Source organism: Pseudomonas sp. E6002 (assembly GCF_013385565.1).
GTDB lineage: Bacteria > Pseudomonadota > Gammaproteobacteria > Pseudomonadales > Pseudomonadaceae > Aquipseudomonas.
Map to the genome: position 1 here is coordinate 97,790 of NZ_JACAPT010000002.1, position 15,301 is coordinate 113,090.

11 protein-coding genes are annotated in these 15,301 nt (G+C 58.3%); 3 read left to right on the plus strand and 8 right to left on the minus strand.

Going from position 1 to position 15,301, the window contains the following annotated elements; all coding sequences use genetic code 11:
- Nucleotides 1-27: 27 nt before the first annotated feature.
- Nucleotides 28-1,059 (minus strand): amino acid ABC transporter substrate-binding protein, encoded by a 1,032-nt coding sequence (locus tag HX815_RS02530; protein ID WP_003216321.1) that lies wholly within the window; start codon nucleotides 1,057-1,059, stop codon nucleotides 28-30.
- 347 nt (nucleotides 1,060-1,406) lie between these two features.
- Here HX815_RS02530 and HX815_RS02535 point away from each other — a divergent pair, with 347 nt between their 5' ends.
- Both HX815_RS02535 and rhlB read left to right on the plus strand, forming a co-directional pair.
- On the plus strand, nucleotides 1,407-2,063 hold the full coding sequence (locus tag HX815_RS02535) for an alpha/beta hydrolase (RefSeq protein ID WP_003216319.1): 657 nt from the start codon (nucleotides 1,407-1,409) through the stop codon (nucleotides 2,061-2,063).
- A gap of 96 nt (nucleotides 2,064-2,159) precedes the next feature.
- Nucleotides 2,160-3,647 (plus strand): ATP-dependent RNA helicase RhlB, encoded by a 1,488-nt coding sequence (gene rhlB, locus HX815_RS02540; protein WP_023659203.1) that lies wholly within the window; start codon nucleotides 2,160-2,162, stop codon nucleotides 3,645-3,647.
- 11 nt (nucleotides 3,648-3,658) lie between these two features.
- Here the strand turns inward: rhlB and HX815_RS02545 are convergent, their stop codons facing one another.
- On the minus strand, nucleotides 3,659-8,434 hold the full coding sequence (locus HX815_RS02545) for an RHS repeat domain-containing protein (RefSeq protein ID WP_177027772.1): 4,776 nt from the start codon (nucleotides 8,432-8,434) through the stop codon (nucleotides 3,659-3,661).
- A gap of 46 nt (nucleotides 8,435-8,480) precedes the next feature.
- Nucleotides 8,481-9,506 carry a hypothetical protein gene (locus HX815_RS02550; RefSeq protein WP_177027773.1) on the minus strand — a complete coding sequence of 342 codons (1,026 nt, stop codon included), beginning with the start codon at nucleotides 9,504-9,506 and terminating at the stop codon, nucleotides 8,481-8,483.
- Nucleotides 9,507-9,760: 254 nt separating this feature from the next.
- On the opposite strand from HX815_RS02550, the gene HX815_RS02555 reads away from it, so the two are divergent.
- Nucleotides 9,761-10,897, plus strand: a complete 1,137-nt coding sequence (locus HX815_RS02555) for an FAD-binding oxidoreductase (RefSeq protein WP_102369871.1) — start codon at nucleotides 9,761-9,763, stop codon at nucleotides 10,895-10,897.
- Nucleotides 10,898-10,947: 50 nt separating this feature from the next.
- Here the strand turns inward: HX815_RS02555 and moaE are convergent, their stop codons facing one another.
- From moaE to HX815_RS02580, 5 genes are all read right to left on the minus strand, one after another.
- Nucleotides 10,948-11,397: a molybdopterin synthase catalytic subunit MoaE gene (gene moaE / locus HX815_RS02560; RefSeq protein ID WP_087692831.1), complete on the minus strand. Its 450-nt coding sequence runs from the start codon at nucleotides 11,395-11,397 to the stop codon at nucleotides 10,948-10,950.
- Between the two features lie 2 nt (nucleotides 11,398-11,399).
- Nucleotides 11,400-11,642: a molybdopterin converting factor subunit 1 gene (moaD, locus tag HX815_RS02565; RefSeq protein ID WP_177027774.1), complete on the minus strand. Its 243-nt coding sequence runs from the start codon at nucleotides 11,640-11,642 to the stop codon at nucleotides 11,400-11,402.
- Nucleotides 11,639-12,112 (minus strand): cyclic pyranopterin monophosphate synthase MoaC, encoded by a 474-nt coding sequence (gene moaC, locus HX815_RS02570; protein WP_008435663.1) that lies wholly within the window; start codon nucleotides 12,110-12,112, stop codon nucleotides 11,639-11,641. The genes moaD and moaC overlap by 4 nt, the downstream gene beginning before the upstream one ends.
- 152 nt (nucleotides 12,113-12,264) lie before the next feature.
- Nucleotides 12,265-13,659: a PhoH family protein gene (locus HX815_RS02575; RefSeq protein WP_003216302.1), complete on the minus strand. Its 1,395-nt coding sequence runs from the start codon at nucleotides 13,657-13,659 to the stop codon at nucleotides 12,265-12,267.
- A gap of 349 nt (nucleotides 13,660-14,008) precedes the next feature.
- A complete protein-coding gene (locus HX815_RS02580; protein ID WP_003216300.1) occupies nucleotides 14,009-15,133 on the minus strand; it encodes a polysaccharide deacetylase family protein in 1,125 nt (374 codons plus the stop codon).
- Between the last annotated feature and the right edge of the window lie 168 nt (nucleotides 15,134-15,301).

A 15,301-nucleotide genomic window follows, 5' to 3' on the forward strand; every position in this document is an offset into this window, starting at 1 on the left:
CCCACCGGGTGATAGAACCATCAGCGATCAGCGCACAGGTGGTGCGTATTGAATGCCACCGTTGGTCCACAGAGCGTTCAGGCCACGATCGATTTCCAGAGGCGTGCTCTTGCCGAGGTTTTTCTCGAACACTTCGCCGTAGTTACCGACCTGCTTGACGATCTGTACGACCCAGTCCTTCTTCACTTTCAGGTCTTTGCCGTATTCGCCGTCAGCACCCAGCAGACGGGCAACGTCCGGGTTCTTGGTGGACTTGGCTTCAGCTTCGACGTTTTTGGAGGTGATACCGGCTTCTTCGGCGTTGAGCATGGCGTAGCCAACCCAGCGCACGATGGCCAGCCACTCGTCGTCGCCGTTACGCACGACAGGGCCCAGTGGTTCTTTGGAAATGGTTTCCGGCAATACCACGTAGTCTTTCGGCGAAGCCAGCTTGCTGCGCTGTGCGTAGAGCTGGGACTTGTCGGAGGTCAGTACGTCGCAACGACCGGATTCCAGCGACTTGGCGCTTTCATCGGAGGTGTCGAACGTGATCGGGGTGTACTTCAGGTTGTTGGCGCGGAAGTAGTCGGAGACGTTCAGCTCAGTGGTGGTACCGGCCTGGATGCAAATGGTTGCACCGTCCAGTTCCTTGGCACTTTTCACGCCCAGCTTGTTGTTCACCAGGAAACCAACACCGTCGTAGTAGGTGATGAAGCCCGGGAATTTCAGGCCCATGCCGGCATCGCGGGAGCTGGTCATGGTGGTGTTGCGCGACAGGATGTCGACTTCGCCAGACTGAAGCGCGGTGAAACGCTCCTTGGCATTCAACTGGCTGAATTTGACCTTGGTTGCGTCGCCGAATACGGCAGCGGCAACAGCACGGCACACGTCAGCGTCGATCCCAAGGATCTTGCCGCTGGCGTCCGGCACCGAGAAGCCCGGCAGACCGTCGCTCACGCCACACTGCACAAAGCCTTTCTTCTGCACGGCATCCAGAGTGGCGCCAGCCTGGGCGAAACCACTGACACCCAGTACGGTAGCCGCGGTCACGATGGCCAGGGTGGATTTCAATACCTTCATTCAAACCTCCAGTTTTGCTCTTGTTGTGTCGGAGCTCAAACCCCACCGCACCCTTATGAGGCGACATCGACCCGTGTTGGCTTTTTTTGGGGTCAAACAGCATGAGGTTTTTGCTTTAAGTCCAGTTGCTATCCCACAGGCGCCAGTCACTGATAGTGTTACCGCCTGGGGTGAGCCTTGACATCGGGTTTCATATAGCAAGCCCCGTACCAGACTGATGGCTGAGTCGTTTCAGCCCATGGTCAAGAGCAAAAGATTCAACCTTGCGACATTCTCTTAACAGATCAACCCGTCGCGCACCGTTCCGACGCACTCAATCGGAGCGCACGCACATATATGGAGCAGACATGACCGAACCCTTGATTCTTCAGCCCGCCAAGCCCGCAGACGCCTGCGTAATCTGGTTGCATGGCCTGGGTGCCGATCGCTACGACTTCCTGCCCGTGGCCGAAGCCCTGCAGGAAAAACTCCTGTCGACGCGCTTTGTCCTGCCCCAGGCGCCGACACGCCCGGTGACCATCAATGGCGGCTACGAGATGCCGAGCTGGTACGACATCAAGGCCATGAGCCCGGCGCGTTCCATCAGTGTTGAAGAGCTGGAAGCCTCGGCAAAAATGGTTACCGACCTGATCAAGGAACAAAAAAGCAGCGGGATAGACGCCTCGCGGATTTTCCTTGCCGGTTTTTCCCAGGGTGGCGCCGTGGTGTTCCACACCGCGTTCCTGAAATGGCAGGGCGCATTGGGTGGCGTGATTGCCCTTTCCACCTACGCTCCCACCTTCGGTGACGAACTTGAATTATCGGCCAGCCAGCAACGGATTCCGGCGCTGTGCCTGCATGGCCAATACGACGACGTGGTGCAGAACGCCATGGGTCGCAGCGCCTATGAGCATTTGAAGTCGCGCGGTGTCACCGTGGCATGGCAGGAATACCCAATGGGCCACGAAGTGTTACCCCAGGAGATACACGATATCGGTGACTGGTTGGCCGCCCGCCTGGGCTGAAAACCACCCATTGTGTAGCCGCATGACCAACGCACTACGCCGCGCCCGATTCTTGCATTACACTGGCCGGCGTACATTCCTTAACCAATTGATGAGATGACCGTGCTCAAAGCACTCAAGAAGATGTTCGGTAAAAGCGAGGCTGAGCAGCTCGCGCCAGGTTCCAGTGCCCCCGCCCACGTTCAAGGCAGCCGCAATGACGGCCAGCAGCCTGGCCGGACCGCACCTGTAGCCTCGCCAAAAAAAGAGCCGGTGACCACACCCGCCACGGTTAACGTCGCTGAAGAGCCAGCCGCCGACCAACCACGCCAGGAGCCACGCCAGGAAAAGCCGCGCCGTGAACGCGCGCCCAAACCTGTGGTTATTCCCTGGAAACTGGAAGACTTCGTTGTCGAACCCCAGGAAGGCAAAACCCGCTTTCATGATTTCAAACTCGCCCCGGAACTGATGCACGCTATCCAGGACCTGGGTTTCCCGTACTGCACGCCGATCCAGGCGCAAGTATTGGGCTTCACCCTCGCCGGCAAAGACGCCATCGGTCGCGCCCAGACCGGTACCGGCAAGACCGCTGCGTTCCTGATCTCGATCATTACGCAGTTGTTGCAGACCCCACCGCCAAAAGAGCGCTACATGGGTGAACCCCGCGCACTGATCATCGCCCCGACCCGGGAGCTGGTGGTACAGATCGCCAAGGACGCCGCCGACCTGACCAAGTACACCGGCCTCAACGTGATGACGTTTGTTGGCGGGATGGACTTCGACAAGCAGCTCAAGCACCTGGAAGCGCGCCACTGCGACATCCTGGTGGCCACGCCGGGGCGCTTGCTGGACTTCAACCAGCGCGGCGACGTGCACCTGGACATGGTCGAAGTGATGGTGCTGGACGAAGCCGACCGCATGCTCGACATGGGTTTCATCCCGCAAGTGCGTCAGATCATTCGCCAGACGCCGCCGAAAAACGAGCGCCAGACCCTGCTGTTCTCCGCGACCTTCACCGAAGACGTGATGAACCTCGCCAAGCAGTGGACCACCGACCCGTCCATCGTCGAGATCGAGGCACTCAACGTCGCCAGCGAGAACGTCGAACAGCATATCTATGCCGTGGCCGGTGCCGACAAATACAAGCTGCTCTACAACCTGGTCAACGACAACGGTTGGGAGCGGGTCATGGTGTTTGCCAACCGCAAGGACGAAGTGCGCCGCATCGAAGAACGCCTGGTGCGTGATGGCGTGAATGCCGCGCAACTGTCCGGCGACGTGCCGCAGCACAAGCGCATCAAGACCCTGGAAGGTTTCCGCGAAGGCAAGATTCGCGTGCTGGTGGCCACCGACGTGGCCGGACGCGGGATTCACATCGATGGCATCAGCCACGTGATCAACTTCACCCTGCCGGAAGTGCCGGACGACTACGTGCACCGGATTGGCCGTACCGGCCGCGCGGGCGCGGCGGGCGTGTCCATCAGCTTTGCCGGTGAAGACGACTCGTATCAGTTGCCGTCGATCGAAACCTTGCTGGGCCGCAAGATCAGCTGCGAAACGCCGCCGACGCATTTGTTGCGTCCGGTGGAGCGCAAACGCCCTTAAGCTGGAAGACCTCAGGCCGAATTCCATTCGGCCAGGATGGGTTGGCGAACACGCGAGGCCTCCTGCGAAAAGGCCTCATGGAAAGTGAAGCTGCTGCCCGACATATCGACAAGGCGATGGGCCTGAGGCTGGGGTTGCGGCTGCCCCAGTGGCTGCTGCAAGTTCTCGGCATCGCCCCCGATAGGCGCTGCCGGCTGGCGCTTTCTGATCCGACCGTCGACCGAGCGGTACAGATTGACCACGCGCAAGCCAAAACGCGTCACCCCCCAGGCTTGGCTTGGCAGCGTAATGTCATTGAAGAACTTGTAAGAAGCACCGGTCAGCAACTTGCCAGCGGCCTGCAATCCGGCCCTTGTTTGGGAACTCAATAGACTGAAGCTTCGGACCGCCGGGCTTGCGGCGACTTCAACCGCCCGGGAAGCGCCCGTCGCCGCTATGCCTGCGCCCCCTAAACTGGCCGCGACACCCACCGCTGCAAAGGTCAGCGATGCCCAGTTCAGGACGTTGATTTGACTGGAGCGATCCCAGCCCATCTGATTGTCGACCGCCTCAACGCTCAGTGCGGCAATCCCCAACGTCCCACCTACCGAGGCCGCGCCTGAGGCTACCAACAGCGCGCTCTTGCCGGCAATGGTCAGTGCAGCGGCTTGAGCGCCGATGGCAGCGAGCAAGCCCGCAGTTGCAAGCCCAGCGGTGACCACCGACATGCCCAGTGCAACACCGGTCAGTGCCCACCTGGCCCATGTTGGAAAACTGAAGAGGCCGCTGGGGTCCGACCAATTCACCGGGTCACCGCCACAATAGGCGTAGCTGTTGATCCCGCCCTCGTCAAAAGGACTGAGGGGATCAGGAGAGAGAAACACCATGAGTTCGGGATCATAGGCACGGCGCCCATTACCCAGGTGATAGAGGTTGACCGGTACGTCCAGCCGTTCGCCGTTGTATGCGGGCAGTTGCAGATGGACCATCGAAGGAGGCGTGCCATCTGCCAAGGCGATCCTGGCGTCACCGTAGGGCGCGTACTGCCGGCGCACCTGCTCCATGCCCGGCGCCACCACACCGCGGACACTGCCAGCGCCGTCATTGACCAGTAGTTGCTCGCGATTACCGTGATCACGGTAGGCCAGCACCTGGTCGCCGTCGCGCACGTAATGCACCCGTTTACTGCCCTCCACCAGCGTGTCGAGCCGATCCCCGGCATAGGCCAGCATCACGGGGGCTTCGTTGCCTCGCGCAGCAAGCACCTGGCGTGCCTCGCCGTCGTATTGATAGCTGTACCTGAGGGCGTCGACCTGCACACCAGTGAGCTGGTCAAAACCGTTGTACGCAAAGCTGCGGCTGGAGGTGCCCTGCTGCAAATTACCGGAGGCGTCATAGCTCAGGGTCAGGTTTTGCACCGGGTTAGTGTGGGTTACGCGCGTCAGGCAAGCAGGATCTTGACCCTGGAAAAAACGCTCGCTACGGTCGCTACCGCCATCGGTAAATGTCGTCTGCACTTCGGTCATATTATCGAGACCGTCGTAACTGAAATGCTGCTGCTTGATCGCCCGACCCAATCGATCCATCGGGAATTGCGTGCCGTCGCACACATAGGATTTGAGCCGCGAATAACCATCGTAAGTGAACGTCTCGCCCGTGACCACGGCGTCATTCGCATCTTTCAACGTGCGAGTGGCCAGCAGGCCATCGTCGTAATAGGTGCTGACGATGTTCTGCAGTAGCGCACCGAACTGATCCAGCTTACGTTCTGACTCACGCCCCCATGCGTCATAGACCACCGAGTCGGTAAGACGCATGAATTGGTAACTGAGGGTTCGCGCCGATGGGCGCCCCAGGCTGTCGTAAGCCTGGATCGTGCCGATAAAACCGGTGGTTGTCTGTTGGAGGCGTCCGAACAGGTCATATTTCAGGTCACTGCGCTGCCCATCCGCCGAGGTATGCCGCAACAGCCGCCCACCCGGTGAGTAGCTGGTCAGGCTAGTCAATGCCTGACTGCCCAGCGTCTGAACTTCCTTGGCGAGATAGCCGTTCTCGTCGTAACTCATCTCATGCTTGAGCCCGGCTGTAAGGGATTGTCGCATCGCGCCACTGATGGGGTCGTACTCAAGGTCTATCGGCGCATGTCCTGCCATCTGGACGCCCGTCAATGTTTCCAGCTCGAGGTCATACCGGTACTCCTGGCGGTCACCGCGCGGCGAAGTCACCGCCACTGGCGCAACCTGGTTGGGCTTGTACTCCCAGGTCGTGGCTGTTGCGTTGCCACGCGCTTGGGAAATGACGCGGCCCAGGCTGTCGTATTCACGCGTGCCAAGCAGCTTGCTGTCTACGGTGAGGGTGCGCACCATTGGCTCACTGGTGCCAAGCGCATACGTCGTCAACCGCTCACGGGGCGGCGTTCCGTCGGATGGGGTTTCCAGGCTGCGCACCACACGATCAAAAATGTCATAGGCGTATTCAGTCTTGGTCTTCCTGGCATCGATGCGCTCCGTGCAGCGGCCCAGCCCGTCATAAGTACGGGTTTCCACCACAATGCGCGCACCGCCAACGCTCACCCGCTCAACCCGTGCCGGTTGATTGTGTTCGTTGAACCAGGTTTCCAGTTGCGCGTCACCTTGCACCCCCGTCACCCGGCGGTTGAGGAGCGGGTCATATTCATCGATCAATACCCGACCATCGGGTTGAGTTACCGTCCACGGGTTGCCCCAGATGTTATAGGCGTGGCTGGTTTTCAATGTACGCGGCCCATCACCCAGATAATCCAGACGGGTTTGCTTCACGAGCCGCCCGAGTGCGTCGTACGCCCAGGAACCCAGGAGCCTGTCATTGTCCGCGATGCCATCAAGCGATTGCGCAGCAGAGAGCTGGCGTCCCATGCCATCGAAATACGTGAAGAGCACGGTGCCTTGTGCATCCGTGGTGACCAAATGGGCCATCTTGGCCCCGGCCGAAAAGTGATAGGCATAACGACGTCGGGCCATCTGGAGCGTGCCTGGCGCGGCGGTTTCCGATGTCAGCCGCCCACTGACATCGTACGTCATCGCCAGGCTGCCGACGGCATCACGTGTCATGTCGAGCAGACGCTGATTGGTCAGTGACCACGTGCGCGCGGACTCGAGCCATTGACCAGGCTCACGCCCCTTCAAGCTCCGGACTTCGGTGATCGAGTCGCCATTGAAGGTGCAGGTGAAATCGGAGACCAGAGAGAGTTTGTCGATCGTCGTCGTGGAGCTTTTCAAGCGACCATGCAGGGCGGGGTTGGCGGCCACAGAATGATAGGTATAAGACGTATGGGTGCCCCCTTCAAGGTTGATGGCAAGCGGCATGACGAAGTAGCCGCCCCCCGTTATCGAGACGTCGGTGTGGGAATGTTCAGTGGTCCGAGCCGCAGTGGTCGATCTGGCCGGGAAAAGCTTTTCCAGCTTCAGGTAACGTTGAAAGAGTCCATGGGGGTCGGCAGGGCATCTTCGGGGCTCGCCGGTCACCGGGTAATAAGTGTATTCGGTGCGTACGCCGGAGGCCTCGGTGCGGCTTAGTTCGTTGCCGAAGTCATCGGTGGTAATACTGACCACTTCCGCCCTTGGGGGGTTGCCACCCTGGGGATACAGCTCAAAGGTCTTGGTGATGCGGCTCGGAAGTTGGAGATTGGCGGGCTGATTTGGAAACTGGATGCCCAGAACTTCATTGTAGACAGTCTCGGTTTTGACCTGGCTGCCATTGGCTAGCATTAATTCCTCAGTCATCAGGTGAAAACGATTATAAGTGGCGCGGGTCGACCGCAGGGGCTTGCCATTATTATCAACGTAAGTTTCTTCCGCCCAATAAGCGTACTCGCTATCCACCCGATACAAATTATCCTGGCCCTGGCGAAATCCGCCATTAAGAGGATATCCCGTGAAGTTACGGTTGGGACTGTAGTTATAAGAGCGGACGACTGAGGGCTGCCCGCGTCCGGGGTTTTGCTCCCAGTAGGTGACGACCGGAATATACAAACGGGCATCGTATTGATGCCCATTTGAGTTATACCGAATTATCTCCTGCCCCCCCATGGGTGTCATAACCTGCGAAATAGCTACCATTGCATCAGGCAACCTGAGGTACTGAAACGAATAGGCCTCACTTGCGACTGGCCCGGCCAAGTCATAAGGAACCGTGACCTTGGTCAGTTGATTGTCGATATGAGTATATTCAAATCGCGTACGGGCATAACGATTACCATCAATTAGTGTATCGGCGGTTACCAGCGATCCGGCGGAATACTTCAACATCAACAGGTCGGTTTCTTTATCGTCAACAATGCTCTGCAATAAGTTATTACCGCCATACCGGAAGGTCAGCCGCTCGCCATTTTCGAACTGGATGGCACTGATCTTATAGGGACCGGGAATGCTGAGGGGACGCAGGATTTCGACAGTGCTATCCTTGTAAATTACGTGCAGCGTATTTTGCGCAACCCGTTTTATGGTGAGGTCCTTCAACTTATGGTCGGTAATAACAGCATTGTCCCCTACGGAGGGCAGCCCTTGGGTTAGATATTGTTCACCGTTGAGTAGCGTAAGCTTGAAGCTGTTCGGGTCAAATTCGGTATTCGACAAGCTCCAGCCTTTACCGTAGCCACTGTTGCGGGTATCCATCATCGAGAACGCCAAGGCAATCTCTCGACTGACCTCTAACGGCCCTTTTGGGCTCAAGACTGCCAAACGAATCAGACACCCATACTGCCCGGTACGCAGGTCAACCGAACCGCCGAGGTGGGCACTGAAATTAAACGCGTTCGAATAGATGTCCATAGGTCCACCGCTTCGCACTTGGAGAGGGGATGAAATGCCTGGAACGTCAGGGTTTTGAAGTGGCGCGCAGCACCATCACATTGTAATTGTCGGTCTCGGTCAGGTAATAGTGATGCGAGCAGCCATAACTATCGACCATTGTCCAAATACTGGCCCCTTGTTGATCGGTGTTGGGGTTATCCAACCAGGCCTTGACTCGCGCAGCACGCATGATGGTATTGCGCTTGTTCGCAGGAATTGGGTCATTTCCCCCTGAAGATTTTTTCAGCAGGCTATTCATTGTGATGTTTCCAACAGTATTACCCCGTATGACACCGCCGATCTGTCTAATACCGTGCCCAATGTCCCGAGTGTAGTAAATATCAAAGTGATCCCCCTGAACAGATGAATCTTTTAATTTTACGGGATCAGTCGGAGGTATATTCTCGACAAATCTCAACCCAAGGGGGGGCGTCCAATAATAAATATCCACATCCACACCCTGCACTGAAAAGGCGTCAGTATCAGCCCAATGATCGAGCCGCTCAGCAGACAATGTATAGGGCTCTTGACACTTAACAGTGACAGATGATTGATAATTAACATTATCTCTCTCCATATTAGTTGTATATGTTTTACGTCCCACCGTAATTTTTGCCATAAACTGCTGATTACCAGCTGATCTCAGATCACACCTCAGGTATCGCTTCTCATTTTCGAGCGGACCAATACCGGGCATCGGCTGAATAATAGGGTTAGAAGGGGCTGTAGCCATGCTGGGTTCCTCAAGCACCCCCGACCACCGACCCATGTTAAATTCGTTCCTTTTTGTATCACAATACCATCCGACCGGAATTGTCGCTTCTGGGTTTGTGGAATACTCAACCACCGTGGCACTTTCAAGCTCCGTCGCCTCAAAGGCTGCCAGCTCCCATATACCTTCAGCGTTTCTCCTCTCCTTTTGGACAATTATATTGACTTGACATTGCTGTTTGCCACCCAGATACACCTCATTATTAACTACATTGCCACCATCGCGAGGGAATTCAATATCAAACGTTTTTAAACGAACATTGGGATCTTCCGCTTTCATTTCCTTCTCCTTATCCAACATAGGGAACAGTTATCATCAACGCCACATCTTGTACCGGCCTGATGCAAGTAAGCGCTTTATAGAAGGGACCGCCTACTGTTAGAAATAACAGTTTTTCCGGAATTTTCAGGTCAAAAGGAAATAGCGATTTCCTGCTTTATCGCCAGGCTGAATATAAATGTGAAAGCGGGCTTGTGGAGGAGCAAGCAAGCCTGCACATTTGGTTTCAGCATTTTCAAATCCAGGAGGAACACATGAACCAGGCCGACTACCTCATCATCGGCGGTGGCATCGCCGGCGCATCCGCCGGCTACTGGCTGTCACACCATGCCCGCGTCATCGTGCTGGAACGCGAGTCGATGCCGGGTTACCACTCCACCGGCCGTTCCGCCGCCCTGTACATCGCCGCCTATGGCACGCCCCAGGTCCGCGCACTGACGCTGGGCAGCCGCGCCTTCTTCGATCAGCCGCCCGCAGGCTTTGCCGAACACCCCTTGCTCACCCCACGGGGCGAATTGCTGGTGGACTTGATTGGCGACCCCGGTGAGTTGCAGCGCCAGTACCTGAGTGCCAAAGCCCTTGTGCCAGAAACGCGACTGCTCGACGTCGAGGAGTCGATGGCCATGATGCCGATCCTGCGCCGGGAAAAAGTCCATGGCGGGATCTACGACCCGACCGTGTGTGACATCGATACCGATGCGCTCTATCAAGGTTACCTGCGCGGCATTCGGCGCAATGGCGGAGAAATCCACACCGACAGTGAGGTGCAGAAACTAACCCGTGACGGTCAGGGACTGTGGCAAGTGCGCACGGCCCAACAACACTTCAGCGCCCCGGTGATCATCAACGCCGCCGGCGCCTGGGCCGACCATATCGGCGAGTTGGCCGGTGCACAGAAAATCGGCCTGCAACCCAAACGTCGCAGCGCGTTCGTCTTCTCTCCACCCGCCGAGCTGAACATCCACGCATGGCCGGAGCTGGCGGCCCTCGACGGTTCGTTCTATATGAAACCCGACGCCGGCATGTTCCTCGGCTCACCGGCCAATGCCGACCCGGTGGAGCCCCACGATGTGCAACCGGAAGAGCTGGACATCGCCACGGGCATCTATCACATCGAGGAAGCCACCACCCTGAGCATCCGCCGGCCTGCGCGGACCTGGGCCGGGCTGCGCAGTTTCGTCAGCGATGGTGATCTGGTCTGCGGGTTCGATCCACAGGTGGAGGGATTATTCTGGATTGCGGCTCAGGGCGGCTACGGGATCCAGACGTCTCCGGCGATGGGCCAGGCCAGTGCGGCGCTGGTGCGCGGCAAGCCTTTGCCGGATGCATTGGCGGCGTTCGGGTTGACCGAAGCGATGCTTTCTCCACACCGGCTGCACGCCTCGACCTGACCTGTGTGGCGGGGGAGCTTGCTGTGGGGAGGGAGCTCCCTCGCCACACGTTATTTCCAGCGGTCAGCGGCTGCGTGATCGCTGTCGCGCCCTTCCACCCAGCGTGGCCCTTCGCTGGTGTTTTCCTTCTTCCAGAACGGAGCGCGCGTCTTCAGGTAGTCCATCACAAAGGCGCAGGCATCGAACGCGGCCTGACGATGGGCGCTGGCCGCCGCAACAAACACGATCGGCTCACCCGGCTCCAGGGCGCCAATGCGATGCAACACTTCCAGCTTGAGCAGCGGCCAGCGTTGCTCGGCCTCCACGGCGATTTTGCCGAGGGCCTTTTCAGTCATGCCCGGGTAGTGTTCGAGGAACATCCCTGCCACATCCAGGCCATCATTGAAGTCGCGCACATAGCCGACAAAACTCACCACCGCGCCTACGCCCACATTGGCCGCATGCATCGCATTGACCTCGGCGCCGGGATCAAACGCCTCGGCCTGCACCCGAATCGCCATGGTCAGCCTCCGGTCACGGGCGGGAAGAATGCCACTTCGTCGCCAGCCTGCAGCGGCTCATCAAGGTCGCACAGTTCCTGGTTGCGAGCGCACATCAGGCTGGTCTCATTGAGCACCGCGAATTTCGGGTCACCGGCCAATGCCTGGCGTACAGCGTCGACCGTCGCGAAATCGCCTTCCATCTCCAGGGAGTCCAGACCAATCGCTTCGCTGTAGCGCGCAAAAAACAGTACGTTGATGCTCATGCCTGGTCCGCCTTGAAATGCCCGCTCTTGCCGCCGAGTTTCTCCAGCAGCCGAATCGTTTCGATGGTCATGCCACGGTCCACGGCCTTGCACATGTCGTAGATCGTCAGGGCGGCAACACTGGCCGCGGTCAGCGCTTCCATCTCCACGCCGGTCTGCCCGGAGAGTTTGCAGCGGGCGACGATGCGCACCGCGTCCAGGCCATCGGCACTGAGCTCGACCTTGACCCCGGTGAGCATCAACGGGTGGCACAGGGGAATGAGATCACTGGTTTTTTTTGCGGCCTGGATCCCGGCGATACGGGCCACGGCAAACACGTCGCCCTTGGGGTGGGCGCCGTCGACAATCATTTTCAGGGTCTCGGGCAACATGCGCACCCGCGCTTCGGCCACGGCTTCACGGAACGTCACGGCTTTTTCAGTGACGTCGACCATGTGGGCGCGACCTTGGGAATCGAGATGAGTCAGCACAGGGATACTCCTGATCAGGAGCCCCGATTGTAAACCCAACGCCGATCAAATGTGGGAGCTGGCTTGCTCGCGAAGGCGGTGTGTCAGCCTATAAATGCATCGACTGAACCACCGCTTTCGCGAGCAAGCCCGCTCCCACATGGGTTGATGGGTTACAGGTGAGATTCGGCGTATTCGGCCAGAATCGAGCGAGGGACGCCTTGCAGCGCAATGTGCACGCCGTTCGGGAAGTCCTTGAAGCGTTCCGTCAGGTAAGTCAGCCCGGAGCTGGTCGCGGACAGGTAAGGGGTGTCGATCTGTGCCAGGTTGCCCAGGCACACCACTTTGGAACCGGCGCCGGCACGGGTGATGATGGTTTTCATCTGGTGCGGCGTCAGGTTCTGGCATTCATCGATCAAAATCAGGCTTTGCTGGAAGCTGCGACCCCGTATGTAGTTGAGGGATTTGAACTGCAACGGCACTTTGCTGAGGATGTAATCGACGCTGCCATGGGTGTTTTCGTCATCCATGTGCAAGGCTTCGAGGTTGTCGGTGATCGCCCCCAGCCACGGCTCCATTTTTTCCGCTTCGGTGCCGGGCAGGAAACCGATTTCCTGGTCCAGGCCCTGCACGCTGCGGGTGGCGATGATGCGGCGATAGCGTTTGGTAACCATGGTCTGTTCGATGGCGGCGGCCAGGGCGAGGATGGTTTTCCCCGAACCTGCGGCGCCGGTCAGGTTGACCAGGTGGATGTCCGGATCAAGCAAGGCATACAGCGCCAGGCTCTGGTAGATATCACGCGGTTTCAGGCCCCAGGCTTCCTGGTGCAACAGGGGTTCCTGATGCAGGTCGAGGATCAGCAGCTTGTCGACCTGGATCTCTTTGATCCAGCCCACAAAACCCTGTTCGTCGATGATGAATTCGTTGATGTGCACAGCCGGCAGGTTGTCGATCAGCTGTACCTGGTGCCAGGTGCGGCCATGGTCCTGACGGGTTTCGACCTTGCTGACGCGATCCCAGAACGAGCCGGTCATGGTGTGATAACCACGAGACAGCATCGACACGTCGTCAACCAGTTGGTCAGTACTGTAGTCCTCGGCAGCGATCCCACACGCTCGTGCCTTGAGGCGCATATTGATGTCTTTGGTCACCAGCACCAGGCGCAGGTCCTTGTCGCGTGCGTGCAGGTCGATCAATTGGTTGATGATTTTGTTGTCGTTCAGATTTTCCGGCAGCAGGCTGTTGGGCTCGCTGCGCTTGCTCATCAGAATCGACAGCAAGCCCTTGGGCCCGCCTTTGCCACGCTGGATCGGTACGCCCACCTCGACGTCGTCGGGGGAGGCTTCGCCGAGGGTCTTGTCGATCAGGCGGATGGCCTGGCGGCATTCGGCGGCAACGCTGTGGTGCCCGCTTTTGAGTTTGTCGAGCTCCTCAAGCACGATCATCGGGATGGCGACGTGGTGTTCTTCGAAGTTGAGCAGTGCGTTTGGATCGTGAATCAGTACATTGGTATCAAGCACATAAAGGATTGGCTGGTCGGAAGAAGGGTTACGTCCATGATCATCCATACTCGGTCACCTTTGTGGGAGCCAGTCGACGCAATACCGCGACAGTGCTGCGCCTCGATTCGACCGTCGAACGCACTTGAGGGGCGTCAAGTGCGGTGCACACAAGAGGTGTCTTGGAAGACGCCACCTGTGTTGCAGGTTTCGGCTGTCTGTCTTCGTAATACCGCAAAACACATGACAGGAAAAAGCACTTTGACGCTTTTTTGAAGTTTATTTTTCAGGATGACGAATAGCACTAGGCGCGCCGGCATTGCACCGTTAAAGTCGGAAGTCCGCCTGTATCGAAATACCTCTCAAATTCCCCCCTGAAAAACCTCAGCCCCAACAGGGCCGGGCTTTTCGTGCTTTTTCAGCGAAACGCTTCGCGGCAATCCTGCCAGCCGAGTCCACTTTCTGCCGTGGCGTGTAAAAGCCAGGGTAAAGCGATGCGCGCCTTGTCCTGGGTGTCGTGGAAGACGATCACCCCGCGCCGCCACAACAGCATCAGTGTGAGCACGCGGTTCGCCGACTCATCAGCCTTGAGCTTGCCGGGTTCGTCTTCCGAGTCGATGTCCCACAAGGCCACTTGCAGCCCTTGTGACTGGAAAAATCCCTGGCTGTCGGACCGGCGCTGACCGTACGGCGGGCGGAACAGCGGCAAGTAGTTTTCCGGCATCAGGTTTTGCGCCAGGGAGGCGCTGCGGGTGATGGACGACTGCCAGTCGACCCAGTGGCTATGGGAGCGGTACTGCCAGCCCTGGATGCCGACGCACTGGCCCTGGTACAGCGCCTGCACATCGGTGGCCGAGCTTTTCTCGACGCGGGTTTGCAGGCTGTTGCCCAGCACGAAGAAGAGGCTGTGCATTTTCTGTTTGCGCAGGTAGTCGGCGAGCCAGTCGGTATTGCCGCTGACCGGGGACGGTCCGCTGTCGAAGGTCAGCAGGAACATCCGGTCGTTGAGTTCGTCGCCGTTGCGTTCGTGATCGCCGAAGCGCGCGATTTCGCTGCTGATCTGGGGGAACAGGGCGGCCTTGCGCAACTGTTCATCCAGGTAGCGTTCGTGGAATGCGCGGCTGGGGCCGGCCCAGCCTATATAGAAGGAGTTGTCGCTGACTTCGAATTTGGCGGCTTGTTCGCGCAGGTCGTCCATGTTTTCCACCAGGTAGCAGAAGGAGGCGTCCTGTTCGCAGCTCTGTTGGGCGAAGGTGTAGTTTTCCAGTAGCCGTTGCCAGAGTTGACGGCGCAGGTCGTCGATCGAGGCCTGGTTGATGATCTTCAGGCCCAGGCGCTGCTTGAGGGCGGGTTCGTCGAGGGATTCGCTGGCGAGCAGGGTGTGGGCGAACATCAGGATTTCTGCGCGTGAGGCGACGTCGAACAGGGCGGGGCTGCTGAGGCGTTCGGGCCAGGTGCCGCGGTCCAGGGTTGCGACATCCACGGGGGCGGCTTGGGCGCCCAGGCAGATGAGCCAGGCTGACAGTAAAAGCGCAATTCGCACGAAGGGTCTCCCTTTCCAGAGTCGTCGGGCACTATAGCCGATCGTGTGGGGGCGCTATTGGGTTGGTGTGTATATGCGTTATTTGAGTGATGGCTTGTATTGGTTCCGCCTTACAGCGGCTCACTTTTGAACGCTTTTGCAAAGTGACTCGCTGTAAGAGCGAAACCA